This window comes from Acinetobacter sp. C13 (assembly GCF_016809775.1).
GTDB classification, from domain to species: domain Bacteria; phylum Pseudomonadota; class Gammaproteobacteria; order Pseudomonadales; family Moraxellaceae; genus Acinetobacter; species Acinetobacter pittii.
In genome coordinates this window covers 346,996-372,239 of sequence record NZ_JAFBJL010000004.1, presented here as the reverse complement: position 1 = coordinate 372,239, position 25,244 = coordinate 346,996, and the positions used below count along the sequence as shown (strand labels likewise).

Annotated in this window: 23 protein-coding genes; 13 read left to right on the top strand and 10 right to left on the bottom strand. The window is 39.1% G+C overall.

The features are described 5' to 3' along the window. Positions 1 to 318 precede the first annotated feature (318 nt). The 7 genes from JGE69_RS13965 (at position 319) to JGE69_RS13935 (ending at position 5,267) form a co-directional block, all read left to right on the top strand. Entirely contained in the window at positions 319 to 1,197 is an 879-nt protein-coding gene (locus JGE69_RS13965) for a VacJ family lipoprotein (protein ID WP_057069876.1), read from the top strand. A 111-nt stretch (positions 1,198 to 1,308) separates the two neighbouring features. Continuing rightward, positions 1,309 to 2,277, top strand: a complete 969-nt coding sequence (gigA, locus tag JGE69_RS13960) for an RsbU family protein phosphatase GigA (protein ID WP_199113601.1) — start codon at positions 1,309 to 1,311, stop codon at positions 2,275 to 2,277. Positions 2,278 to 2,379: 102 nt separating this feature from the next. Then, the gene (gigB, locus tag JGE69_RS13955; RefSeq protein WP_002117273.1) at positions 2,380 to 2,901 is read left to right on the top strand and encodes an anti-anti-sigma factor GigB; all 522 of its coding nucleotides are present in this window, start codon (positions 2,380 to 2,382) and stop codon (positions 2,899 to 2,901) included. A gap of 29 nt (positions 2,902 to 2,930) precedes the next feature. After that, positions 2,931 to 3,755, top strand: coding sequence for a carbon-nitrogen hydrolase family protein (locus JGE69_RS13950; protein WP_005066320.1), 825 nt, complete (start codon positions 2,931 to 2,933; stop codon positions 3,753 to 3,755). Positions 3,756 to 3,769: 14 nt separating this feature from the next. After that, the gene (locus JGE69_RS13945) at positions 3,770 to 4,144 is read left to right on the top strand and encodes a DUF4951 domain-containing protein (RefSeq protein WP_199113603.1); all 375 of its coding nucleotides are present in this window, start codon (positions 3,770 to 3,772) and stop codon (positions 4,142 to 4,144) included. Positions 4,145 to 4,309: 165 nt separating this feature from the next. Next, positions 4,310 to 4,747 (top strand): MarR family winged helix-turn-helix transcriptional regulator, encoded by a 438-nt coding sequence (locus tag JGE69_RS13940; RefSeq protein ID WP_199113605.1) that lies wholly within the window; start codon positions 4,310 to 4,312, stop codon positions 4,745 to 4,747. Positions 4,748 to 4,835: 88 nt separating this feature from the next. Next, a complete protein-coding gene (locus tag JGE69_RS13935) occupies positions 4,836 to 5,267 on the top strand; it encodes an organic hydroperoxide resistance protein (protein ID WP_107880781.1) in 432 nt (143 codons plus the stop codon). A gap of 57 nt (positions 5,268 to 5,324) precedes the next feature. Here JGE69_RS13935 and gspE read toward each other — a convergent pair whose 3' ends face one another. Next, positions 5,325 to 6,815, bottom strand: a complete 1,491-nt coding sequence (gene gspE, locus JGE69_RS13930) for a type II secretion system ATPase GspE (protein WP_199113607.1) — start codon at positions 6,813 to 6,815, stop codon at positions 5,325 to 5,327. A 96-nt stretch (positions 6,816 to 6,911) separates the two neighbouring features. Between gspE and JGE69_RS13925 the strand changes: the two genes are divergently transcribed. Continuing rightward, positions 6,912 to 7,733 carry a hypothetical protein gene (locus JGE69_RS13925; protein ID WP_002117309.1) on the top strand — a complete coding sequence of 274 codons (822 nt, stop codon included), beginning with the start codon at positions 6,912 to 6,914 and terminating at the stop codon, positions 7,731 to 7,733. A 9-nt stretch (positions 7,734 to 7,742) separates the two neighbouring features. Continuing rightward, entirely contained in the window at positions 7,743 to 8,660 is a 918-nt protein-coding gene (locus JGE69_RS13920; RefSeq protein WP_005066312.1) for a mechanosensitive ion channel family protein, read from the top strand. Here the strand turns inward: JGE69_RS13920 and JGE69_RS13915 are convergent. After that, entirely contained in the window at positions 8,650 to 11,451 is a 2,802-nt protein-coding gene (locus JGE69_RS13915; protein ID WP_199113608.1) for a DUF2339 domain-containing protein, read from the bottom strand. The two genes, JGE69_RS13920 and JGE69_RS13915, sit on opposite strands and share 11 nt — an antisense overlap. Positions 11,452 to 11,605: 154 nt before the next feature. Here JGE69_RS13915 and polA point away from each other — a divergent pair, with 154 nt between their 5' ends. Continuing rightward, entirely contained in the window at positions 11,606 to 14,377 is a 2,772-nt protein-coding gene (polA, locus tag JGE69_RS13910) for a DNA polymerase I (RefSeq protein WP_199113610.1), read from the top strand. Between the two features lie 50 nt (positions 14,378 to 14,427). On the opposite strand, the gene JGE69_RS13905 is transcribed toward polA, so the two are convergent. Genes JGE69_RS13905 through ppx form a run of 5 tightly spaced genes read right to left on the bottom strand, consistent with a single transcriptional unit; the run spans position 14,428 to position 19,527 of the window. Then, positions 14,428 to 14,997 (bottom strand): YggT family protein, encoded by a 570-nt coding sequence (locus JGE69_RS13905; protein WP_000501183.1) that lies wholly within the window; start codon positions 14,995 to 14,997, stop codon positions 14,428 to 14,430. Between the two features lie 21 nt (positions 14,998 to 15,018). Further along, positions 15,019 to 15,855 (bottom strand): pyrroline-5-carboxylate reductase, encoded by an 837-nt coding sequence (proC, locus tag JGE69_RS13900; RefSeq protein WP_005804294.1) that lies wholly within the window; start codon positions 15,853 to 15,855, stop codon positions 15,019 to 15,021. Then, complete coding sequence (tilS, locus tag JGE69_RS13895; protein WP_082188438.1) at positions 15,830 to 17,230, bottom strand: tRNA lysidine(34) synthetase TilS; 1,401 nt, start codon at positions 17,228 to 17,230, stop codon at positions 15,830 to 15,832. Before tilS ends, proC begins: the two co-directional genes overlap by 26 nt. Beyond that, positions 17,167 to 17,988: an acetyl-CoA carboxylase carboxyltransferase subunit alpha gene (locus JGE69_RS13890; RefSeq protein WP_005066304.1), complete on the bottom strand. Its 822-nt coding sequence runs from the start codon at positions 17,986 to 17,988 to the stop codon at positions 17,167 to 17,169. Before JGE69_RS13890 ends, tilS begins: the two co-directional genes overlap by 64 nt. 18 nt (positions 17,989 to 18,006) lie before the next feature. Next, positions 18,007 to 19,527 (bottom strand): exopolyphosphatase, encoded by a 1,521-nt coding sequence (gene ppx, locus JGE69_RS13885; RefSeq protein WP_033849270.1) that lies wholly within the window; start codon positions 19,525 to 19,527, stop codon positions 18,007 to 18,009. A gap of 275 nt (positions 19,528 to 19,802) precedes the next feature. On the opposite strand from ppx, the gene trxA reads away from it, so the two are divergent. After that, on the top strand, positions 19,803 to 20,129 hold the full coding sequence (gene trxA / locus JGE69_RS13880; RefSeq protein ID WP_002054512.1) for a thioredoxin: 327 nt from the start codon (positions 19,803 to 19,805) through the stop codon (positions 20,127 to 20,129). Positions 20,130 to 20,451: 322 nt separating this feature from the next. Next, positions 20,452 to 21,720: a transcription termination factor Rho gene (gene rho, locus JGE69_RS13875; protein WP_002117304.1), complete on the top strand. Its 1,269-nt coding sequence runs from the start codon at positions 20,452 to 20,454 to the stop codon at positions 21,718 to 21,720. Between the two features lie 190 nt (positions 21,721 to 21,910). Here rho and JGE69_RS13870 read toward each other — a convergent pair whose 3' ends face one another. Next, entirely contained in the window at positions 21,911 to 22,036 is a 126-nt protein-coding gene (locus JGE69_RS13870; RefSeq protein WP_002117184.1) for a hypothetical protein, read from the bottom strand. Positions 22,037 to 22,130: 94 nt separating this feature from the next. Here JGE69_RS13870 and JGE69_RS13865 point away from each other — a divergent pair, with 94 nt between their 5' ends. Further along, positions 22,131 to 22,391, top strand: a complete 261-nt coding sequence (locus JGE69_RS13865) for a hypothetical protein (RefSeq protein WP_060465335.1) — start codon at positions 22,131 to 22,133, stop codon at positions 22,389 to 22,391. Positions 22,392 to 22,540: 149 nt separating this feature from the next. Here JGE69_RS13865 and JGE69_RS13860 read toward each other — a convergent pair whose 3' ends face one another. Both JGE69_RS13860 and pheT read right to left on the bottom strand, forming a co-directional pair. Next, positions 22,541 to 22,837, bottom strand: coding sequence for an integration host factor subunit alpha (locus JGE69_RS13860; protein ID WP_000126166.1), 297 nt, complete (start codon positions 22,835 to 22,837; stop codon positions 22,541 to 22,543). After that, positions 22,834 to 25,215, bottom strand: coding sequence for a phenylalanine--tRNA ligase subunit beta (gene pheT, locus JGE69_RS13855; protein ID WP_199113612.1), 2,382 nt, complete (start codon positions 25,213 to 25,215; stop codon positions 22,834 to 22,836). The genes JGE69_RS13860 and pheT overlap by 4 nt, the downstream gene beginning before the upstream one ends. Positions 25,216 to 25,244: the final 29 nt, after the last annotated feature.

The window sequence follows — 25,244 nt, the reverse complement described above, 5'->3', positions numbered from 1 at the left end:
TTTTAAAACTTATCTCTCAAACCAACTTATCATCAAATTCATCACTTAAAGCAATCAACCTAATCACAAGTAACTGTTTTTCAACAAGTTTCTATCTGCATCACCGCCGATGGATGTGCATTATAGACCATCTCATCCCCTTTGCAACCCTTTTTTTAAATCAATATCATCAACTGGATACTTTTTAAGCTTTTTAGCATTTTATCTATATTATTTGATCAATTTTACATTGATAATAGGTTATCAATTTTGTATTAAAACATATCTCCACCCAACTGCACATTTAAGTATTAGCCTGGCTGGCGGTTAAGGAATTATATGAATTATTCTAATTTAATTTTACTAAGCGTATTATCTGTAGGTGTTTGTACCTCTCTATATGCTCAAGAAAATACGATAAGTGAATCTTCTGATGCTAGCTCATTAGAAGAAACAGCACCGACTCATACGCGCTCACAAATTATTAAAGATTTAAAAAATATTAAAGTTAAAGATTTAAAAATTAATGCGAATGCAGCACAACCAGATCCTGTAAAAGACCCATTACAATCATTAAATCGTCCAATTTACTCATTTAACGACATGTTGGATCGAAATTTTTTACGCCCAGTTGCTGTGCAATATAGAGAAAAGACTCCAGAAGATGTCCGTGGTTCTTATCGTCAGTTCCGTAAAAATCTTGGAGAACCTTGGAATGCTGTTAACCAGCTTATTCAAGGTCGCCCTGGTCGTGCGGCAAAAACCCTAGGTCGCTTTACAATTAATACATTAACGACTCTTGGTTTAGCTGACCCTGCCAGCCGTTTAGGTTTACCGACGGAAGAAGAGAATTTTGGTGTAACTCTCGGTTACTATGGTGTTCCTTCTGGCCCATTCCTGATGTTGCCTTTTTTCGGTCCAAGTACCTTACGTGATGGTTTTGGTTTAGCAGTAGATGCCCAAGCACGTCCACAGAAATATGTTATGGATGATCAAGATGGTCTTTATTGGTCAAGTAATATGTTACAAGCGGTTGATACGCGCGCTCAATATCTGGATCTAGATCAGACCTTACAAGGTGATCAATACGCCATGATTCGAGACTTATATCTCCAACGTAAAGCATTCCAAATTGCAGAGAAAAAGGGCGACTCAGCTGATGTATCTTTCATTGATGATGATTCAGAAGACACGCCAGATGACAATCAAAACCCTTAAAAGATGAAATCAAGGTATTGCTTGGATTAAGAGTTCGGCAATACCTTGATTTTGATCATACATACTCTATGATGAATAAAGTGATCATATAAAAGGACTACCATCTCTTCTATGTATTTTATTAAACCGACACGCTCTATCCCTTATTTAGAGCAAGCTTTGGATAAACTGCCAGGCTTACAAGTCATTAACATAGATGATTTAGATTTATATGATCCAACCATCATTGCAATAGCAGATGTACAAGATTTCCTTACATATAAATGGAATTTACCAACGATTGTCATTGCTTTTGAACATGAAGGTAGCGCTTTAGCTCAAGCTTGGGAAGCGGGTGCTCTTGCAGGTTGGGTATGGAATCAACTACCTAATGATTTAAATAAAGCATTATCAAGAATCGATGCTCAATATAAACGCAACCAAGATAGTCGTGATTTACCTTCAGCTGCTGAACTACAAAAAAGACTATTGCCTAATCCAATTGATTTATTAAATTATGAAGTTGAAACTTTCTTTCAGCCTTCAGCTTATCTTTCTGGTGATTGGTATGACTACTGGAAATTAAATGATAAGGAAGTTTTATTCTATCTTGCCGATGTTTCAGGACATGGTGTAACTAGCAGCTTATTAACATCTTGGATGGCAGCTTTCCATGGTCGCTCTAAAACACCAAGACAATTAATAAAAAAATTAAATGGAATGTTGGTTCAAGAAAATATTGAAAAACACATTACAATTGTAGTTGGTATTTTAAACCTTGAAACACATACGCTTCGCTGGTCAAGTGCCGGACACTACCCTCCTCCTATCATTTTTGAACCTAATCAAGCTCCCAAAATTCTAACAACAAGTAGCTTCCCATTAGGCTTGACTGATGAACTCGAAGTTGAAGAGCATGTTTGTACATTAAACCACCAAGCACGCTTCATTGTTTGCTCAGATGGGGCCCTTGAACCTTTTGATGGCGGCTTAAATGATCAGTTCCAACAATTGGTTCATCATTTGCAAAATCAATCATTCCAAGCACCCGATCATGTGGCTGATGACATTGCCATCTTCAGTCTTTGTCGAATGAATTAATTTACGAATCAATTAATTACATAATATACGACTTAAGGACTCTTGAGTCTGCGATGGCACTATGTGATAATTTTTCTATCCTTCTCTGAAAATGGCATTTATATGTCAACAGGTCATGTTGAATATGCAAGTTTAAATGGAACGCATATTTTCAAACTTATTGGTGAAGTGCGAGCCCATTCTTGTATAAGTCTAGACAAACTTTTAAACAGAATTGAACAGCAAGAGAATGTTGTTGGTGCAATCGTTGATTTAACCCAAACAACATTTATTGATAGTACGGTGTTAGGCATCCTGGCTAAGCTAGGTTTAAAGCTTAAACAAACTCATCATATTCAAGCTGTGATGCTATCTACCAATCCAGATATCACAACCTTAGCCAACAGTATGGGGCTAGGGCAGGTTTTTGTCATTTTGAATTACTGTGGCGATCCTAACGTTTGCACATTAACGTTAACTGATGAACAGATCACTCATAATGCAATGCTAAGAACAGTTCTGGATGCACATAAGACATTGATGAAACTCAATGCAAACAATCAGAACATGTTTGAGCCACTTGTGAAGCAGTTACAGAAAGAACAAGATACGCTTGAACAGGTATCAGATAAGCAAAATGCCTGACTTTAATCATTAAGCCGGATTATTAGAATATGACCCTTATTTCTGTTGCTCAAATGAACTCTCAAGATGATATTGAAAATAATTTTCAAGTCATAGAGTCGTTGATTCAACAAAGTAAGGCGCAAAATGCTAGCCTGATTGTTTTCCCTGAAAACTTTGTATGTTTTGCTGCTGGAAAACAACGCGAAACAGCTGAGCAATTTGAGTCTATTCAACAACGGCTTGAGAAACTAGCACATCAATATCAAATCTGGATTGTGGCCGGTACCTTACCATGTCCATTTCGTCCAGATGGATCTACCATTCAAGATGGTCGAGTCAGGACGGTTAGTCTTTGTATTAGCCCTGAGCGTACAGAAGCACGTTATGACAAGATCCATTTATTTGATGTACAAGTGGGTGATGCTGTCGGTGGTTATCAAGAGTCTCGTTTCTTTGAACCTGGAACAGACGTAGTAGTCACATCTACCCCTTTTGGCAATATTGGCTTAATGGTATGTTATGACTTACGTTTTCCAGAGCTTGCTCTAACTCTGAGACAACAAGGCGCTCATATTCTTACTGCTCCTGCTGCGTTTACCTATACAACTGGACAAATGCACTGGCAGCTTTTGCTACAGGCTCGGGCAATGGATAGCCAATGTTATGTTTTAGGCGCAGCACAACAGGGCTGGCATGGTGAAAAACGACAAACCTGGGGACACTCTGGGGCAACAGATAGTCGTGGCCAAATTTTAAGTATGATTGGATATGAAGGGAGTGGTTTAATCACTGTACCCTTTGATTTAACAGCACAAGAACTCGTCCGCTCTTCAATGCCTCTGATGACTCACCGTAAATTGATTCATTATTAAAAGTTTAATTATTCATGTGGAAATACTTATTTAGCATTTTTTGCTTGGGGACAAATATTCATTGTTATGCTGAGTTTGGGACAACGAATTATTTCGTTTCACCAACGGCACAGCTCAAATCAGATATTCTTCCCTCCACTCCTAAAGATATTCCTTTGCCTGCATTTGGCCAGAGAATCATTGGATGGGGAACGGGTGCAGAAGGCGCAAGACAACGTTTAGAAAATATTCAGCCAGCAGATGTTTCTATGATTAAAAAACAAGGAACAACGCTTGAAATGATTACCGCATGGCAAGATTTTTATGAACAAGAGCAACAACGCAATGCAAATAATCCTACCGCCAAATATCGTGCGCGTTTAATGAAAAAAATTGCAGATCTGTGGTAGATAATTTTATCTAAAATATTTTTATCTTATGGAATAATTGGATTAATTATTCCATTTTTTATGTCTCTTAATTTACTTTATTCATAACCTATTCTTATGAACATTTAAGAAACTGAATAGAACGCGATATACTACAAAAGCAATATGAGTTTCTTTGAGGAATATATGGACCAAGACTGTCAAAACTTAAAGCTTGAGAATCAATTATGTTTCCTCATTTATTCAACAAATTTAGCGCTTAATCAACTCTACAGAAAACTTCTCGCGCCTTTGGGGCTTACCTATCCCCAATATTTAGTGATGTTAGTCTTGTGGGAACAGGATGAAGTGACTGTTTCAGAAATTGGCAACAAACTTTTTTTAGAATCATCCACTCTCACTCCTATCTTGAAAAAGTTAGAAGCCCTGCATTTGCTTCATCGTACCCGCTCAACTCAAGACGAGAGACAAGTGATTATTACACTTAGCGATGAAGGAAAAAAATTAAAAGATCAAGCATTGGATATTCCCGCAGGCGTACTAGAAGCAAGTTCATGTAACATGACAACACTATTAGGCTTGAAAGATCAACTTACCAAACTCCGTACAAACCTAGTTAAATAAACAGCAATTTTTTCAAAAAATATACTTGTCAAAATAATTAAGTCGTGTACGATATATTTGTATTCAATTTATTTTAGGAATAAAAACGATGTCATTAGAAAAAGTTGTTTATCGTGCAAAAGCTAAAGCAACCGGTGGTCGTGATGGCCGCGCAACTTCATCTGACGGTGTATTAGATGTACAACTTGGCGTACCTAAAGAAATGGGTGGCGCTGGTGGTGCCGTAACAAATCCTGAGCAATTATTTGCAGCTGGCTATTCAGCATGCTTTTTAGGCGCTTTAAAATTTGTTGCAAACCGCGATAAATTTAATATTAGTAAAGATGCTTACGTAGAAGGTGAAGTAGGTATTGGTCCAATTCCTACAGGTTTTAGCATCGAAGTAACTTTAAATGTTTACTTAGTGGGTATGGACCGTGAAGAAGCTGAAAAATTAGTTGCAGCAGCTCATATTGTTTGCCCATATTCAAATGCAACTCGCGGCAATATTGATGTGACTTTTAATATTGTGACTGAATAAGTTTTATTATTAAAAATGCCCGAATCATATCGGGCATTTTTAATTGTATGCTACAAATTATACTTCGCTTGCTTCATTGGTTACTCGAAGTACTTCCTCAAGTGTCGTTTTACCTGCGAGTACTTTACGCAGACCATCATCACGAATAGAACCTGAATACTCACGAGCATGATTTTCTAATTCATATTCAGCCGCATTACCATGAATGAGACGGCGCATCGGTTCATCAACTGGTACAATTTCATAAATGGCTGTACGTCCATTAAAGCCTAAATGAGAGCAATGATCGCAGCCTTTGGCTTCAGGTAACTGCAACAATGGTTCATTATGAATATGTTGAAAAACCTGTTTCTCAAAAGTATCGGCTTCACGCCATGTCATACAATGTGGACATAAAGTACGAACCAAACGTTGAGCAATCACCCCAATTAAAGAGCTTGATAATAAGAAGGGTTCAATCCCCATATCTTTAAGTCGAGTAACCGCACCAATAGCAGTATTGGTATGTAGTGTCGATAAAACCAAATGTCCAGTTAACGATGCTTGTACTGCAATTTCAGCCGTTTCCAAATCACGAATCTCACCTACCATCACCACATCTGGATCTTGACGTAACATTGCCTTTAAAGCACGAGCAAACGTCATATCCACTTTGGTATTCACTTGTGTTTGACCAATGCCTTCAAGTTGATATTCAATCGGATCTTCGGCAGTTAAGATGTTCCGCGTATTATCATTTAGATCAGATAGAGCTGCATATAAAGTCGTTGTTTTCCCCGAACCTGTAGGCCCTGTGACCAAAATAATACCATGAGGACGATGTACTAACTGAGTTAAACGTTCATAGTCATTTGCCATTAATCCCAAATGAATCATATTAAGTCGACCAGCTTGCTTATCGAGCAAACGCATTACAACCCTTTCACCATGTGAAGATGGTAAAGTGGAAACACGCACATCTACTTCTCGGCCAGCAAGGCGTAAAGAAATACGTCCATCTTGTGGCACTCGCTTTTCTGCAATATCGAGTTTTGCCATAACTTTAATACGCGAAACCAGTAACGGTGCCAACTCACGGCGCGGCTGTACAACTTCACGTAATTGGCCATCTACACGTAATCGTACAGATAATTTCTTTTCGAAAGCTTCAATGTGAATATCAGAAGCCCCTACTCGAATTGCCTCTGAAAGTAGTGCATTAATCAGACGAACAATTGGAGCATCATCTTCCTGATCCATCAAATCTTCTGTTTCGGGAACCTGGTCGGCCAAACTCAATAAATCCGGATGGTCTTCTAAACCAGCTGCAACTTGTTGTGATTCCCCTGTATCACCTGCATAACTCGTACTTAAGAGTGTATTAAATTCTTGTTCAGTACATAATTGATAATGAGCTGGCTTACCCAAGATACGTCTTGCTTCCTGCAATGCAATTTTTTCAGTGTTTTGACGTCTAATAATAAATACCTGATCACCGTCATAACGAAATAAAACACCATGACGCTTGGCAAAACTATATGGAACTTGTATTTGTTTCAATATTTGCATCACAATTTATAATGATGAGTAAGATGATTTTGAGTGTACTCTAAGCAGATTACAGCGTGAAGTCTGTTTAACAACTCGGTAGAGGAATTTTGCGTCTTGTTTGAAAATAATGAATATCAGCCTCGCCCCCAGAATTCTTTAAAATGGTGGGGTGAACAGCACTTTGAAATTAACCAGTCCAAAGCATGGCAATTCGGTTCAATGCTCTTCCGTTTAACACGTGGCATAAAAGAATGGCGCATCGAATATTATCGTCCGTCTCTCCAAGACGATAATGAACAAGATTGGCACCCAATTGCCGATCCACATTTTGCCTTTCCGCATACGGTTCAAGTAGAACGATACATGTTTCGAAAGACCAACCCAGAATTTTTACTGATGCCACGTCTGGCAGATCGTTCTGTGGTTATTAAACCTGTCGATCCTATTTATATTCCAGCAGGTCAACGTGGGACTCTATATATCAGCACACCATTATGGATTGCAGGCTTAGTTGAAAGTCAGCATGAACCTTTGTTTGAGATTCCCGTGATTCAGCCTAAAGATACGTGGTTTGGTCCTAATGCACAGCAAGGTGAAATCTGTTATGCCACTTCCGTGGATGGCCGTACTGATTTGAATCTATTAACACCACGCGCTTTCCGTGCTGTTACTCCAATTGACTTTCACAACACCAGTAATCATCAATTACGCTTTGATCGTATGAATGTGCCAGTTACCGCCCTTCCTCTTTTTTATAGTGAAAGTACTGGTCGTTTATGGACTTCTCAAATTAAAGTTTATTATGAGGGTTCTGATCGTCCGGCACGTATTCGTATTGAAAATCGTACGCCACCTCTTGCTGGTGAAGTGACCTATGTTCACCCACCACGTTCACCTGGTGGAGCATTATTCAATATGTTTGATTCATTCTTTTAAGAGGTTTATATGGCCGATTCAAATATTCCAAAAGATATCGCTGATAGCCTCAAAAGCATATTTACCAATATCAATACCGAACGTATTAGTGAAATTTTAGTCGCTGTTGTACTGTGTTTCATTGGCTTTGTTCTTGCTCGTATTATTTCGAATACGTTTATTAGAACCATTGGCTCACGTTTTAATGCTCACCAACGCCTTGTATGGCGCCGTGGTATTTTTTATTTTATTTTTTTACTCTTCATCATGACGAGTTTGAAAGAAGCTGGGTTCAAACTTAGTGTATTCCTCGGTGCAGCAGGGATTTTAACTGTAGCACTCGGTTTTGCATCGCAAACATCTGCCAGTAACTTGATTAGTGGTTTATTTTTGATTGGTGAAGGTTCATTTGAAGTCGGTGATACGATCCAAATTACTCTCATTCGTGGTAATACAATTGAAGGCGAAGTCATCTCAATTGATTTACTTTCGGTAAAATTACTTACACTCGACAATGTCTATATTCGTTTACCGAACGAACAACTCATTCGTGCGCCTGTACACAACTTGTCTAAATATCCGATACGACGTATCCCAATTACGCTCGCAATCAACTTTCACGAAGATATTATTAAAGTACGTGAGGTTTTACTGAATGTAGCAGCCCATTATCCACTTGTACTGGATGATCCCAAACCTGCAGTTACGGTTACCGCATTCAGGGAATCATCAATTGAGCTTTTATTCACAATGTGGTGTAGACAAGAGAACTCTTTAAAAGTTCGAGATGAAATGCAAGAACGAATCCGAAATGGATTCTTAGATAACCGAATTGAAATTCCTGTTCCTAAAATGGGCTTGATTGATCGGCCGTCTACCGGTTTTGCTGAAGACGATATCGATCAATATAGCAATCAAAAAGAATTAAAACGAGAGCCTAAAGCTTAGGCTCTTGATTCTTCTGCGCGGTAGACGACGGGGGTAATGGCGCAAGATAAGCAATAATTAACATTACTCCACCTGCTCCAATAAACGAAATGACTCGGGTTAATGTCGCACTTTGTGATAGATCAAGCAAAATCAACTTTAATACCACAATACCTAAAAGTGCAGCACCTACAAACCAGAGTTGACGAATCATTTTACGGCTTGAGAATGTAGTTAATACAAATGCCAAAATGACCCAAAGCAATGTCAGACTTAACTGCACTTCACCATTCGTCCAAATTGCTAAGCTCCATAGTGGTGTCCCCCAGTAATGATGTATGCCCCTAACGACCACACTACTGAATACCAATAACCCAGCTAAAATTGTTGTAATTTTAAAAGTCCACTCTAGTGATTTATCTTGATCAAAAGCATGTTGATAAATAATAAAGAGCAGACCTGCAAATACTACAATAGAAAGAAAATCAGTTAAGTTAAATAAAGGAACAAAATAAAGGTACTCAGCAGAGTGGCGATCAATGCTCACAACTAGCAACCAAATTAAGCTTAAACACCAAACCGGAATTTGATGCAACAATGTAGTTTTATGAGCCTTATACGTCCAAAGCGAATAAACCACAGGGATAAAAGCCAGAGCAACAACTGGCATTTTTGGAAAGATCGCCAAACCAACTACTGCTAACGCCAACCAGCTTAAACCAGCCCAGACATTTAAGTACCCAGACTCATCCGACTGCGGTTGAGCCATAAGAAATAAGGCACTTAGAATAATGGTAGCGACTAGGAAAGTAGCTTGTTGTAATGAGTCTACCCATTTAAACAACGTAAACACTTGACTCGCAAAGGCTTCGCCCAAAATTAACAACAGTAACAGGCTAATTAAAATTAACTGCAAACTTTGCCATTGCACACGAAGTTTATAGTGAACGACTGCGCTAAATATTGCGATTAGAACTACGGCGAACATCAAATATGGACTCAAAGCATGATGACATGCCATTATTTCTACACCAGATACAGCACCCGCATACATCCCTAAACACAAGAAAATGCCACTAAACATACTTGCGCTAAAATAGCGTTGCTCTTTACTGTTGTATTGCAATAAATAAAAGGCAGAAATAAATTGAGCAATTGCATAGATGCTTGTGCTTAGCGTTGGGAACTCTTCATTTGCCCACACTTGATAAAACAGTGCAATAGAGCTAAGTAAAACTAAAACTACACCAATATATCGGCTTAAACGGTAGCGCTCAGTTACTCCCCACACAATTAAAGCCGTACCTTGAGCAACCCAACCAATTGCTGTCCAATGTGCACCTTTTGCAAGCGGGAAAATTAAGGCAAAAAATGCAACCGCGAGAATGAAAAAGCTTTTTGCAAGGACCGAAAGCTGAGGATGAGTTTTTTTAATCCAGAAAGTTAATACTGCATAGGTACCCGCCAAGACGGCTGCACCAATCGTCAATGCTTGTGTAGACTCATGTACTAAGTAGGCATGAAGGGTAAAGCCCAGTACTGGCACACTAAAAATAAGACCAACATCTAAGAGCGGAGGTAAACGAATGCCTTCTTGTTTTTCACTTACTGACGTCCGAGATATATTTTGGCTATAACGGACACTAAGCCAAATAAACAGCGCTATATGGCACCACAAAATCCAGTCTAATGTATTAAATTTTGCGGGTTCTGCATAAAATGCGATTGCACTACCACCAATAAACATTGTGGCAAAGAAAGCAATTTGATTTAAGATTTTCCAAGGCTGAATAAAATTAACCGCAGCAACTGCTAAGTTAATTACTAAATAGTAGCTAAATAGGAAGGTTACATCAGGGCGATATTGCGGAATAACTAAAGGAGCCGCATAAGCCATACCAAGTGCTAATATTGCCAAATAAATAGCTTGTTGTTTTAAGCTCAGGAATACCGTAATAGCTAATAAAATCGTAAACAGAATACTCGCTGTAGTTAGGTTGGCAATTACACCAAAATGATGTGAGAACACAAGTGTCAGGAATACAACAGCCAGCCCGACACCTTGCAATGCCACAGCAAACAGCTGATTTTTCTTTTGCAATGTATACCCAAATGCCGTTAACACACCTCCAGCAATCGCAATAAATCCAAGCTTCACACCTAAACTAAGTTGCCAATGCTCGCTTGCAAAACGTAATAGCAACACCACCCCAACCATAAGCACAGCAACAGCAACTCTTAAGATTGGATTGCCATGAATCATCCAATCCACGGCTGGTTGCCACCATGCGGTTTGTAGATGAGCTGGTTGTTCTGTTTGATTTAAAGGTGCCGTTTCCGTTGGGACTAGCGTGTCTGTATTATTGGAACTAACTTGTTCTATTACAGGATTTATAACTTCTGTTTGTATGGTCTCATTTACATGAACAGTTTGTTTTGCAGACTCGAGGTATAATAGTCGAGTATGAAATGCACTGATGGTTTGAATCAAACATAGCAATAAAACTAGTAAAGCCCCGCCAGCAATCCACATCCAATGATTGATATAAGCAACTAATGCAACCAAGGCGGCTGCATAAATCACTGTTCTTTGCATGTGAATAGAATAAAGTGGCGTTTTCTGCTGAGAAAACTGCTGTTCTAAATGAGTTAAACGCTCATGTAGATTTGACAGTAATTGAACTAGAATGACAGTAAGTGCAATAGATAAAGCAACAACGGCACTCTGAAATTTAAAACCAATTGAAATGGCTAAAAACAAAGTCAAAGCGATCAAAACAATGATCATTCCCTGTTTGTCTTTTTTATACATGGGCTTAGCAATATGACACCTTCATTACAGGTCATCTTACTTCAAGCCAATACAAGCGTATATTTATACATACAAAATACTGCAAAAATCATAAACCTGCATTCATAGCCGTTTTCACGTAAAATACCCGTAATTCAAATTAAGGAATTGTTCAATGCCACCATTTGTCTTGGTTGATGGGTCCTATTTTTTATTTCGTGCATATCATGCATTACCACCATTGACGACCTCTACAGGGTTACATACCAATGCAATACGTGGGGCAATTTCTGCCATTCAAAAATTAATGCGCCGTATGCAACCAACACATATGGCCGTCATTTTTGATACGCCTGAGCCAACTTTTCGTCACAAGCTTTCACCTATTTATAAAGGTGATCGCCCAACCATGCCGGAAGAGTTATCTCAACAGATTCCATATTTGCATGCATTGATTAAAGCTCAGGGAATTCCTTTATACAGTCTTCCTGGCGCTGAGGCAGATGACATTATCGGTACACTCGCTAAACGTGCCGTACTCGAAGGCCATCATGTACTTATCTCAACTGGAGATAAAGACATGGCTCAGCTCGTCAATGATCATGTAAAACTTGAAGATAGCTTTAAAGATCGTGTCATGGATACCGACGGGGTATTTGAAAAATTTGGTGTTTGGCCAAATCAAATTATCGATTACTTAACCCTTATGGGCGATGCGTCTGATGGTATCATGGGTGTACCTGGCGTAGGTGCAAAAACAGCAGCTAAGTTACTAACTGAATATGGCACTTTAGACAATATTATTGCCAATGCAGACCAACTTAAAGGCAAACTTAGCCAAAATATTAAAGATAACTTAGACAATATTAAGCTTGACCACCAGTTAGCTAGCATTGTTTGTGATCTTCCTTTAGAACTCGACTGGCATGAGTTAAAGCTTACTGATCCAAACGTAGAAGCTCTACGTAATTTGTATACTGAGCTTGAATTTAGAAATCAGTTACAGTCACTTGATCATCCAAACAATCCAAATAGCTCAAGCTATAAACAACAAGCTTCACAGACTATTGTGCAAAATGAAGTTAAACCTGCTGAATCTATAGAAACCGAAGATCAAGCAAGCTTAACTAGTCAAGATGACCAGCTTGGAACTGCAAATTATCATACTGTTTTAACCCAAGAAGCATGGGATCAGCTCTGGCAACGCATGCAAAATGCCGATCATTTTGCTATTGATACAGAAACTACAAGCCTTGATTACCGTATTGCAGAGATGGTTGGTTTTTCAATTGCATTTGATGCGAAAGATGCCTACTATGTTCCATTAGCGCATAATTATGAAAATGCGCCGCAGCAACTGGATCGTGATCAAATTCTGGTTCAAATTAAGCCTGTGCTAGAAAATGAAGCAGTTAAAAAAATTGGGCATCACCTTAAATATGATGCCCATATCTTTGCCAATCATGGCATAGAACTTAAAGGCTGGTATTTCGATAGCATGCTTGCATCTTATGTATTGAATGCAGCAGCCACTCGTCACGGCATGGATGACGTAGCTCGTGTCTACTTAAGCCACTTAACCACCACTTTTGAACAAATTGCTGGTAAGGGTGCTAAACAAAAAACGTTTAATCAAATTGAGATTGAAGTTGCTGCTCACTATGCTGCAGAAGATGCTCATGTGACTTATCGTTTGTATGAAGTGCTTTCAAACAAACTTAAGCCATTTCCTGAGCTAGAAAATATTTTATATAACATCGAAATGCCAGTTGCCCGTATTTTATCGGGTATGGAAGAAGATGGTATTCGTCTAGATCATGCCTTCTTAGATAAATTAAGCGTTGAATTTGCAAAAACGATGGAAGGGCTTGAAAACCAGGCGATGGAAATTGCAGATGAAACTTTTAATATTGCATCTCCTAAACAAGTAGGCGAAATACTATTTGATAAATTAGGAATCAAAGGCGGTAAAAAAACTGCAACTGGACAATACAGCACCAGTGAAAGTGTTTTAGAAAAAATTGAACATCCTTTAGCGGAAATTATTCTAGAGCATCGCGGTTTAGCAAAGCTGAAAAGTACCTATACTGATCGACTAGTTGAGCAATCTCATAACGACACGCATCGTGTACATACGAGTTATCACCAAGCGCTCACAGCAACAGGTCGCCTCTCCTCTTCAGATCCTAACTTACAAAATATTCCAATTCGTAGACAAATTGGGCGTCAAATTCGTAAAGCATTCATTGCGCCAGAAGGCCGAGTACTATTGGCTGCCGATTACTCGCAAATTGAATTACGTTTAATGGCTCATTTTTCTCAAGATGAAGCATTAGTACACGCATTCCAGCATGGACAAGACGTTCACCGTCGTACTGCTGCCGAAGTATTGGGCATTGATATCGAAGATGTGACCAATGATCAACGTCGTCAAGCGAAAGCAGTTAACTTTGGTCTACTGTATGGTATGTCTGAGTTTGGTTTAATTCGTCAATTAGGCTTTACACGTCAAGAATCGCAAAACTATATTAAGCAATATTTCCAACGCTATCCTGGCATCTATGAATATATGCAACGCACACGTCAAGTTGCATCAGAGCAAGGTTTTGTTGAAACTATTTTAGGTCGTCGTCTTTATACACCAGATATTGATGCACGAAATGTAATGGTACGTAAGGCTGCCGAACGTGCTGCAATTAATGCACCGTTACAAGGTAGTGCCGCTGATATCATTAAACTTGCAATGATTGAAGTCGATAAAATCTTGCCAAAAGATCAAGCCAAGTTACTTCTTCAAGTACACGATGAATTAGTGTTTGAAGCAGATCAAAACATTGCCGAGGAGCTCTCTAAGCAAATCGCGACTGTCATGGAATCTGTAGTAAAAATTTCTGTGCCTTTAGTTGTTGAAGTTGGGCAAGGGCAAAACTGGGATGATGCCCATTAATTAGTAGAAATAAAAAAGGGCTGTATTAACAGCCCTTTTTTTGCGTTAACTTAAAGTCCCGTTAAAAGAACTTTTGCAACTTCATTCATTAAGATCTCGGCAATATAAAGCGCTAAAAACGCCAAAATTGGAGATAAGTCAATCATTCCCATATTAGGCAACAAACGACGGAATGGCGCGAGTAATGGTTCAGCTAAATCTTGAATCACTTCAATATAAGGTGAACGCGATTGAGTGAACATAACCACCCAACTCAAAATAATTGTCGCGAAAATTAAATAACGGCAGAAACGGATCAGGTCCTGAATCATCGTCACAAATGTCAGAATCACTAAATGAACCGGACTATTTGGCATAGAACCAGAAAGATACATCACGCCAAAAATTTTCAGCAAATATAAAATAATTAAAAGAACCAACGCAGCCAAATTAAATCGGCCTTTTGCGACCGTCGGAAAAATTCGGCCAAAAATATCAACAATTTTAGTCGCCTTTACGGTCGATAAAACCACAGGATTATAAGGACTTACTGCCGCCAATTGCATTAAAAAACGGAAAAAGACCAATAAAATCGCGACATTAATTAAAATTCCAAAAATTAGCGCAGAATTTGCACCCATAGTTGTCTTATCCTATTTAAGCTATTTCGCACTGTCACTCAATTCTTGAGCCAATTCTTGACTACGCTTCTGTGCAGCAGCCAATGCAGATTGAATATTTTGGGAGATTTGTGCACGGTCAAAAACTTCAAGTGCAGCTTGAGTTGTGCCATTTGGCGATGTCACATTCTTACGAAGTTCAGAAGGAGTATTTGAACTCGTAATTGCCATTTGAGCTGCACCTAATGCCGTTTGAAGAGTCAACGCAGTTGCAACTTTTTCATCAAGTCCTAAATTTTTACCCGCACGGATCATACTTTCCATGAGATAGAAGAAATATGCAGGACCTGAGCCAGAAACCGCTGTTACCGCATCAATTTGAGCTTCGGAGTTTACCCAAATTGTTAAGCCTGTGGCTGCTAAAATCTGACTTGTTAATTCACGATCCGAAGTACCTACTACATCATTTGCATAGATACCATGTGCACCCGTCTGAACTAGAGCTGGCGTATTTGGCATAACTCGAACAATTCGATTGCTATCAATTAAGTTTGATATCGTTTGGATTTCAGCACCAGCAATAATTGAAATAACCAATTTATCTGATAACAGTCCTTTTAGAGGACGTAAAACAGTCGCCAAAACTTGTGGTTTTACTGCCAGTACAACGACATCAGCATTTTTAATTGCAGCTACATTATCTTGTGTCACATGGACTTCTTTTTCTTGCAATAATTGACGTATTTGCTCAACAGGATCTGAAACGGTAATACGTGTTGGCGGTAAACCTCTTGAAATGAGCCCACCAATCAAAGCTTGGGCCATATTACCACCACCAATAAAACAGATATTACTATTTACTGCACTTGTCATAACCATCTTCGCCATTTACCAGATTACAAGAATAAGAAATTAAATCTGGTTGCCATCCTCCTTGCTCACAATACGGAGACTGAGCCAACCAAAATCCTTTCGGTGTAAAAACCCCAAGCATAACATTATCTATGACTAATATTTGAATTGTATGACGAAGCCAAGGCAAAATATGTGCTTCTTGAATTGCTTTTTTTAGTGGCCATTGCCCAACACGACCATATAAATGGACCTTTTCACCACCTTGGCGTCGAATAATTTTTAATTTTTTATTTAATAAAGATGCAGACAAACCCATATTTTTTTGAGTAATTTGAAAATATCCTGAAGCGCATTCCACTATTTCCCCTAGTTGAAAATAATGCTCCATCTCGGTTTCAACTGGGTTTAATTTTTCAGCAAGAAAAACTTGTCGACTCAACCTATAAAGATGATATTGATAACGGACATAGTAAAACTGGTTCCAGTGTAAGGCCGCTTGCGCATCAGATTTTGAATCAATTACTTCATTTTTTAAACGCTCAACCATTTCAAATGCAGGTCGATATTGCCCATCACCTTTCATCCAAACCGAAAGCAATTGACGCTGACGGGCAGAAGATAGTTTTAATAGCTGATTTAAGTCCAAACATTCGTCCGTACCACAATTTTGCAAATCAACTTTTAAAACTTCTTCTAAAATTTCAGAAGCATCTTGCATCAAATAGCTAGTACGACTAAGAGCTTGCTGCATTTTTGGAAATCGGTTTTGTAAGAAGGGCCAAAGTTCTTCACGCGACCATGCCCGGTCATAATGGATATCGTAATTTGTAGGATCATCTACATACTCAATCTCAAGTTGAGTAGTCCACTCGGCAATCTGCTCACGGGTTAAATCCAAAAAAGGGCGCCAAATTGTCATATCAACACGATGATCAATAGACTGCATAGCAGCAAGCCCATCAACACCTGCACCCGACAATAAACGCAATATTACCGTTTCAGCCTGATCTTGCTGATGATGAGCGAGCACTAAAATTTCATTGGCTTGCAAATGTTGTAGATAAGCGTGATAACGCGCCTGACGTGCTTGAGCTTCCAAATTACCGTCAGTAACTTGAACTTTTTGAATGGTATAAGGAATATTTAAATGAGTCGCTTGTTTAGCAACGAGTTCGCCCCACTCTGCGCTTTTTGATTGCAGTTGATGATCTATGTAAATTATTCGGATCTTATGAGGGAAAATTTGAGACATCAAATGTAGTAGCAGCATTGAATCCATGCCGCCACTACATCCAATAAGAAAAGTACTATTTTCTGAAAACTTTTGAGCCTGTTTTAAGACGCAATGCCTAAATTTTCGCTGCCAAACTTCATTAAACGTTGATAACGTGCTTCGCATCGTTCATTTGCATCCATTGGTAGCAACTCATCCAAAGCTTGCTTCAAAACTACTTTTAGGTTTTGCATGACTTGCTCAGGGTCTAAATGAGCCCCCTCGCCTTCATCTACTACATATTCAACAATACCTAGAGATTGTAATTTATCTGCAGTCAAACCTAAAGCTTCACTTGCTTGAGCCGCTTTTTCAGCAGTTTTCCACAAAATAGATGCACAGCCCTCTGGTGAAATCACAGAATAAATACTATGCGACAACATGATTACTCGGTCAGCAACACCAATACCTAGAGCACCACCAGAACCGCCCTCACCGAGTACTGTTGCAACAACAGGAACTTTCAAACTTGAAAGTTGAGCAAGGCTAGTTGCAATTGCTTCAGCTTGTCCACGCTCTTCAGCACCAACACCTGGATAAGCACCCATAGTATCAATAAATGTGAAGACCGGAAGGTTAAAGCGCTCTGCCATATCTAATAGGCGTTGAGATTTACGGTAACCTTCTGGGTTAGCCATACCGAAGTTGTGCTTTAATTTTTCACGGGTACTACGACCACGGTGTTGGCCAATAACCATCACAGGTTGACCATCAAAACGAGCAAGACCACCTACCATCGCACCATCGTCACCAAACAAACGATCACCATGCAAGGCATCAAACTCTGTAAAGATTTCACCGACATAATCTAGAAACTGCGGACGATCAGGATGACGTGCAATTTGAACCGTTGTCCACGCTTTGGACTGAGTAGCTTTTTTCATAGGTCGAATATTATCCCTTTAATCGATAAATTTTTCCGACTGAATATTCAATTCAATGTCCCAATGCTTAAACTGCTCTTGCTCATCATGCAAGTCGGCAACTAACAATGGCCATTGTTTGGCATCACCAGAAACACTAAGTTGCCATTGTTGATCATTTATGATGGTCAGTTCAATGGCAGGAAGCATCTGATCACTTCGACTATGGTTGAGTAAAACTGCTAGGCGAAGTAATAAACATAGATAAAGTAATTTATGACCACCAGCCTTCAAAATTTCATTTTTTACATCATTTCGCAATTTACGACGGTGGTGAGCGACCAAATGTGAAAGGTGATTTTGATCAATTTGTGAGAAGCCCGGAATATCGGAATGCTGCAATAAATAAGCACCATGACGGTGATACCCACCATGACTAATCGCCAAACCAATTTCGTGCAAATAGGCAGCTCGACGCAGTAAGTCACTGTCTTCACTGGTTAAATTAAGAGATTCCGCAACACCATCAAATAATTGCTGTGCTGTATTTACAACCCGTTCTGCTTGTTTTGGATCTGCGTTATAACGCCCCATCAAAGCCTGTACACTACGATCACGGATATCTTCATGTTTAAAACGACCTAATAGGTCATACATGACTCCTTCACGTAATGCCCCATCAGAATATGCCAAACGATCAATTTCTAAAACTTCGAAAACTGCGTACAAAATTGCCAATCCGGCTGGCAAAACTGCTCGTCGGTCTTCTCTTAACCCTTCAAAATCAATTTCAGAAATATTTTTAAACTTAAGTAATTTATCTTTGAGTTTATATAAGCCTTCTCGAGTGACGTTTTCTTGTTCATCACTCAAGCCCATATTTACCATAATTTGGCGGCAAGCTTTAATCGTTCCACTAGAACCAACGACAGTATCCCAACCTTCCATTTTATACGTTGTTGCAATAGCTGAAAGTTCTTTACGGGCAGCAACTACTGCTTTATCAAAGGCTTTTTGTGTGATTTCGCCATCGGCAAAGTAAGCTTTTGTATAAGCCACGCATCCCATTTGCAATGACTCAGTGTAAATAGGTTCAAACTCTTCACCAATAATGAACTCAGTAGAACCACCACCAATATCTACAACTAAACGTCGACCACCATTTGCCATGGTATGCGATACGCCAAGATAAATCAGACGTGCTTCTTCTCGCCCAGCAATAATTTCAATAGGTTTAGGCAAAATTTCTGCTGCTTTTTGAATAAATTCATGGCCATTTTTTGCCTGACGCAAAGCATTGGTCGCCACAATTCGTAAGCGATTTGGTTGAACAGAACTTAATCTCCCTACAAAACGAGCCAAGCAGGCTAAGCCTCGTTGCTGAGCGGCTTCTGTTAGGTTTTTATTCTCATCTAAACCAGCTGCGAGCTGTACTTTTTCTGACATCGAAGCAACTTTTTTAACTTCGCCATGATCTACCCGTGCAATTGCAAGGTGAAAACTGTTCGACCCCATATCTATGGCGGCAAGTAATTCTTCATCAATCAGAAAATCAGACATTATTGAACTAAACCCATAACAATTCACGCCTAGAGTAATTCACAAGAATGCAATTGAAAAGCCATTTTCATCAACAATTAGCTGTGATTTAAATTTTTCTATTTATTAGTTGATTGTACAAGTCGATGATGAATATCGTGAGCATCCATTAGACAAATTTAGTTAAGCCTTGAATAATAGCATCAAACCCTTACATTGAACTAAGTAGCTATGTAATACTGATAGAGATAATTTCTCCTGTAATAGCACTTTTTTCTAAAAATTGGAGCCGTACCATGTCTGCGACTATTGTAAATACAACTGATGATAACTTCCAAGCAGATGTTTTAGATGCTGAAACCCCTGTACTTGTTGACTTTTGGGCAGGATGGTGTGCACCTTGTAAAGCGATCGCACCTGTTCTTGAAGACCTATCAAGTGAATATGCTGGTAAAGTAAAAATTGTTAAAGTTGATGTGACTTCTTGCGAAGATACAGCAGTGAAATACAACATCCGTAACATTCCTGCTTTACTACTTTTCAAAAATGGTGAAGTTGTAGCTCAACAAATTGGTGCTGTACCTCGCTCTAAACTTGTTAGCTTTATTGATGAAAACGTTTAAGTCAAAATGCTAAAAAAGAAAATACGCTATACTTTTTTATAGCGTATTTTTTTCGCCTATAAATTGACAAATTTGCTAGGCTGGCTTATATTGCATGCTCAAGAGGCACTGAAGGGAATCATCTTCGTCCGGCTTCTTACAAGACACAAACATAAAGATCGCCACTCGGCAACAGAAATTGTTTTTTCACATTTCTCTTCGAAACAATTAATCAGACTTCTGAATTGTTATTGTGTAAATACAATTGCGATAATCTTTTTTGTATGCGAGCGATTTTTCTCCTTTTTAAACCACACTCTACTCTTTCCTAATTCTGACCCTTATGAATTTAACTGAACTCAAGAAAAAACCAATCGGCGAACTAATTAAAATTGCTGAATTTATGGGCCTGGAAGGTATGGCTCGTAACAGAAAGCAAGATATTATTTTTGCCATTTTGAAACGCCATGCAATGAATGGCGAAGAAATTTTTGGTGACGGCGTTCTCGAAATTCTCTCTGATGGTTTTGGTTTTTTGCGTTCTGCCGCAGGTTCGTATTTAGCAGGTCCGGATGATATTTATGTGAGTCCTTCACAGATCCGACGCTTTAACTTGCGTACAGGTGATACCATCACAGGTACTATTCGCCCTCCAAAAGAAGGTGAGCGTTATTTTGCGTTGCTCAAAGTTAACCAGATTAACTATGACACGCCAGAAAATTCTCGAAATAAAATTTTATTTGAAAACTTAACTCCCCTTTTCCCGACCGAACAATTGGTTATGGAATTAGGTAATGGTACGACAGAAGACTTAACTGCTCGTGTCGTTGATTTAGTTGCTCCAATTGGTAAAGGCCAACGCTCTATTATTGTTGCACCGCCGAAAGCGGGTAAAACAATGTTACTTCAAAATATTGCTCAATCGATTGTTAGAAACAATCCAGAAGTATTCTTGATTGTTCTATTAATTGACGAACGTCCAGAAGAAGTAACCGAAATGGAGCGGACTGTTCGCGGTGAAGTTATTGCCTCAACATTTGATGAAGCACCGGCTCGCCATGTACAAGTTGCAGAAATGGTAATTGAAAAAGCTAAACGTCTTGTTGAACATAAAAAAGATGTTGTGATTCTTCTTGACTCTATTACCCGCCTTGCACGTGCTTACAACACTGTTATTCCGTCATCAGGCAAAGTGTTAACTGGTGGTGTAGACGCTCATGCATTAGAGCGTCCTAAACGTTTCTTCGGTGCTGCACGTAATATCGAAGAAGGTGGTTCACTTACAATCATTTCGACTGCTTTGATTGAAACAGGCAGTAAAATGGATGATGTAATTTATGAAGAATTCAAAGGTACAGGTAACCAAGAAATTACTCTTGATCGCCGTATTGCTGAAAAACGTGTCTTCCCTGCTATGAATATCAAAAAATCTGGCACACGTCGTGAAGAGCGTTTAATGGATGAAGATAAATTACGCAAAGTATGGATCCTCCGTAAGCTACTTCACCCTATGGATGAATTGGCAGCAATGGAATTCTTACTTGACCGCATGAAAGAAACCAAAACAAATGATGATTTCTTTGATCAAATGAAACGTAAAGCTTCAACTTAAGTAATTAAGCCTTCAAAAAAGCCACTCCTTTGAGTGGTTTTTTATTTGGTTGACAAGCTTTACACAAAAATACATTTTGCTGATTTTTATGTAAAATTATTTATAAGCTTTTGATAATAAATATTTTTGCATAAAAAAGCTTAGTTTTTTTAGTAGCTTACCTCTACCTTTTCCAATATATACGAGCTGATTAATTGTTTTTTTCTGTTAAAAAACAGTCTGTTTTTCTCTTTTTCATACGTTTTTTTGATAGACGACAGTAGTATTTCAGCATTTGCAGTGATAGCATAGCGGCAGACCAGTTAGACTGCTCCATGCGTTGTTACCTAGCTACGTTTTAGGAATAATAAAAGCAAAACAGTCCAACTTAGGTTTTTTTAATCTCAAATCTTTTTTGTGAGAGTGATGCCATGTTATTCAAAAAATTTGCTGTTGCCGCTGCCGTTGCTGCTACTTTAGCTTTCGTTGGTTGTTCTAAGAAAGAAGAAGCTCCTGCTGCTGCTGCTTCTGAAGCTACTGCTGCTGCTTCTACTGCCGCTACTGCTGCTTCTGAAGCTGCTACTGCTGCTTCTCAAGCTGTTGATGCTGCCGCTGCTGCTTCTGCACCTGCTGCTTCTGCACCTGCTGCTTCTGAAGCTGCTGCTTCTGCACCTGCTTCTGCTGCACACTAATCTATATTTTAGATTAGATAAAAAAGAGGACATTTTGTCCTCTTTTTTTATGTGTAAATTTTGAGTTCTCAATATTAATTTCTTTTATTTATCAACATTGCCACCAATTAAAACTATATAAAGCTATTTAAAATATAAAAAAAAGCAGATCAATCGATCTGCTCATTTCCAACGCGTTGTCTAAACTTCTGACCCGCTCTAAAGGTCACTACCCTACGTGCTGAAATTGGAATTTCTTCACCTGTCTTAGGGTTACGTCCTGGACGTTCGCGTTTATCTCTTAATTCGAAATTACCAAAACCAGAAAGCTTAACCTGCTCCCCTGCAATAAGCGCTTGGCTAATCTCGTCGAAGAACAACTCGACCATTTGTTTTGCTTCACGGCGATTTAAGCTGGTTAACTCACTTAAATGATCAGCCATGTCTGCTTTAGTTAATGCTGTCATGAGGCCCTCAATGTCGCTTGATAAGTGTTTTCCAACACTTGGATTATATTGTCCATACCAGATTTAATTTCAGCATCTTCAAGCGTACGTGAAGGATGTTGCCATAACAATGCAAACGCCAATGAGCGCTTACCTTCTTCGACACCCTGCCCCGTATACACATCGAATAACCATGTAGAGTCTAAAAGCTCTCCACCAGTTTTTTCGATTAACTGCTGAATATCTCTAACATTTATATTATCAGAGATTAAAAGCGCAATATCACGTCTAATCGAAGGAAAACGTGATAATTCTGTAAAATTAGATACATAAGATTGCAAAACGGCTGTTTGATTAAGTTCAGCAACCCAAGTTGTGCTTAAATCTAGCTCATTTTCTAAAGATGGATGCAGACGGCCTAAGTAACCAATTGATTGCCCATCAACTAAAATTTCAGCAGACTGCCCTGGATGCAACCATGCACGCTCTGAACGTACATATTCAACTTTGACACGACCAGCAGCTAAAATCTCTTCAATTTCTCCTTTGAAGTCGAAGAAATCCATTGGCTGAGGCTTAACATGCCAAGATTCAGGTTGTTGTGAACCTACTGCAACCAAAGCTAAAGTTGGAATCTGTTTTAGATCTTCAATACTTTTAGCATTTTGATAATCAAAACGAAGTCCTAATTCAAAGAAACGAACACGACTTTGTTGACGGTTGAGATTATATTGTACGCAAGGGATTAAACTTGAAAGCAAAGTACTACGCATCGCAGCCAAATCACTTGAAATTGGATTTGCTAGCATTAACGGGTTTACTTGCGGGTTCAATTGCTTTTCAAGTTTTGCATCAGCAAAGCTAAAACTAATTGCTTCTTGATAACCTAAAGTGACGATAGTTTGGCGTAACTCTGCAATTTCAAATCGGTCTTGATATTTAGCTAATTGAACATCCATGCTTGGTAAGCTAATTTGGATATTATCATAACCATCAATACGTGCCACTTCTTCAATTAAGTCTTGATAAATAGCCATGTCATAGCGATGTGATGGAGGTACTACATTCCACTCACCTTCAGCTTTAACAGTTACTTCACACCCTAGTCGAGTTAAAGCATCTGCAATGAAATCAGCCGTCAATTGATATCCCAACAATTGGTCTACCTGAGCTTGTTTCAGTTCAATTGCTTCACGCTTTGGTAAAATTTCAGTTTTTTCAGCCACAGTAATTGGACCAAATTCACCACCTGCCAACTCTTGAATAAGCTGCGAAGCACGGTTCATGGCAATTAACGGCAACTCAAAATCTACACCACGTTCATAACGTTGCGAAGAATCGGTATGCAAGCCAAAACGGCGAGCACGTCCAGCAATAGCAAGTGGCGCGAAGAATGCACTTTCTAGGAAAATGTCAGTTGTGTCATCAGTTACGCTTGATGCTAAACCACCCATAATTCCGGCAATTGCCAAAGCTTTCTGGTCATCAGCAATCACCATTATATCTTCTTGCAACTCAACTTCTTGATCATTAAGAAGTTGTAGTTTTTCTTGTGGCTGAGCTTGACGCACATGTACAGTTCCTTCGATTTTAGCTAAATCGAAAGCATGCATTGGCTGACCCAGTTCCATAAGGACATAGTTCGTCACATCAACCAAAATACTGTGCGTGCGAATTCCTGAACGAGCTAAAGCCTGTTCCATCCACTCAGGTGTAGCAGCTTTTACATTAACGTTTTTAATTACACGTCCTAAGTAGCGTGGAGCACCTTCAGTGCTGATCACTACTTTCTTCTCATCAGCAATTGTCGCATCAACTGATTTAATATCAAGTTCATTCATTTGCAGTTGGTTAATTACTGCAATCTCACGAGCGATACCACGGATACTGAAACAGTCACCACGGTTTGGTGTAATACTGATATCGATGACATTATCATCGAGTTTTAAGTATTCACGGATGTTTACCCCTACTGGAGCATCGGTAGGTAACTCAAGCAAACCATCGATTTTATCTTCAAGATCAATTTCAGAAGCACCACAAAGCATGCCTTGTGACTCAACTCCACGAAGTTTACCTTTTTTGATTTTGAAATCACCCGGTAATACAGCACCAATCGTCGCAACTGGAGCTTTCATGCCAGCACGAACATTCGGTGCCCCACAAACAATTTGTAAAGGCTCGCCCGAACCAATATTAACTGTCGTTACACGCAAACGATCTGCATCTGGATGCTGCTCAACTGTTAAAACTTCGCCGACCACGACGCCAGTAAATGGCTTAGCAACAGGTGCAAGTTCATCAACTTCAAGACCAAGCATAGTTAACTGATCAGACAATGTCTCACTATCAATTGCCGGGTTAACCCATGTGCGTAACCAATTTTCACTAATCTTCATCTTTATAAACCTTTTTTAATCCTGAAAAA

What these genes read in the sequence shown, in the direction of transcription:
- JGE69_RS13965 (WP_057069876.1), top strand. Translation starts at nt 319, where the DNA reads ATGAATTATTCTAATTTAATTTTACTAAGCGTATTATCTGTAGGTGTT.
- gigA (WP_199113601.1), top strand. Translation starts at nt 1,309, where the DNA reads ATGTATTTTATTAAACCGACACGCTCTATCCCTTATTTAGAGCAAGCT.
- gigB (WP_002117273.1), top strand. Translation starts at nt 2,380, where the DNA reads ATGTCAACAGGTCATGTTGAATATGCAAGTTTAAATGGAACGCATATT.
- JGE69_RS13950 (WP_005066320.1), top strand. Translation starts at nt 2,931, where the DNA reads ATGACCCTTATTTCTGTTGCTCAAATGAACTCTCAAGATGATATTGAA.
- JGE69_RS13945 (WP_199113603.1), top strand. Translation starts at nt 3,770, where the DNA reads ATGTGGAAATACTTATTTAGCATTTTTTGCTTGGGGACAAATATTCAT.
- JGE69_RS13940 (WP_199113605.1), top strand. Translation starts at nt 4,310, where the DNA reads ATGGACCAAGACTGTCAAAACTTAAAGCTTGAGAATCAATTATGTTTC.
- JGE69_RS13935 (WP_107880781.1), top strand. Translation starts at nt 4,836, where the DNA reads ATGTCATTAGAAAAAGTTGTTTATCGTGCAAAAGCTAAAGCAACCGGT.
- gspE (WP_199113607.1), bottom strand. Translation starts at nt 6,815, where the DNA reads ATGCAAATATTGAAACAAATACAAGTTCCATATAGTTTTGCCAAGCGT.
- JGE69_RS13920 (WP_005066312.1), top strand. Translation starts at nt 7,743, where the DNA reads ATGGCCGATTCAAATATTCCAAAAGATATCGCTGATAGCCTCAAAAGC.
- JGE69_RS13915 (WP_199113608.1), bottom strand. Translation starts at nt 11,451, where the DNA reads ATGTATAAAAAAGACAAACAGGGAATGATCATTGTTTTGATCGCTTTG.
- polA (WP_199113610.1), top strand. Translation starts at nt 11,606, where the DNA reads ATGCCACCATTTGTCTTGGTTGATGGGTCCTATTTTTTATTTCGTGCA.
- JGE69_RS13905 (WP_000501183.1), bottom strand. Translation starts at nt 14,997, where the DNA reads ATGGGTGCAAATTCTGCGCTAATTTTTGGAATTTTAATTAATGTCGCG.
- proC (WP_005804294.1), bottom strand. Translation starts at nt 15,855, where the DNA reads ATGGTTATGACAAGTGCAGTAAATAGTAATATCTGTTTTATTGGTGGT.
- tilS (WP_082188438.1), bottom strand. Translation starts at nt 17,230, where the DNA reads ATGCGAAGCACGTTATCAACGTTTAATGAAGTTTGGCAGCGAAAATTT.
- JGE69_RS13890 (WP_005066304.1), bottom strand. Translation starts at nt 17,988, where the DNA reads ATGAAAAAAGCTACTCAGTCCAAAGCGTGGACAACGGTTCAAATTGCA.
- ppx (WP_033849270.1), bottom strand. Translation starts at nt 19,527, where the DNA reads ATGTCTGATTTTCTGATTGATGAAGAATTACTTGCCGCCATAGATATG.
- trxA (WP_002054512.1), top strand. Translation starts at nt 19,803, where the DNA reads ATGTCTGCGACTATTGTAAATACAACTGATGATAACTTCCAAGCAGAT.
- rho (WP_002117304.1), top strand. Translation starts at nt 20,452, where the DNA reads ATGAATTTAACTGAACTCAAGAAAAAACCAATCGGCGAACTAATTAAA.
- JGE69_RS13870 (WP_002117184.1), bottom strand. Translation starts at nt 22,036, where the DNA reads ATGGAGCAGTCTAACTGGTCTGCCGCTATGCTATCACTGCAAATGCTG.
- JGE69_RS13865 (WP_060465335.1), top strand. Translation starts at nt 22,131, where the DNA reads ATGTTATTCAAAAAATTTGCTGTTGCCGCTGCCGTTGCTGCTACTTTA.
- JGE69_RS13860 (WP_000126166.1), bottom strand. Translation starts at nt 22,837, where the DNA reads ATGACAGCATTAACTAAAGCAGACATGGCTGATCATTTAAGTGAGTTA.
- pheT (WP_199113612.1), bottom strand. Translation starts at nt 25,215, where the DNA reads ATGAAGATTAGTGAAAATTGGTTACGCACATGGGTTAACCCGGCAATT.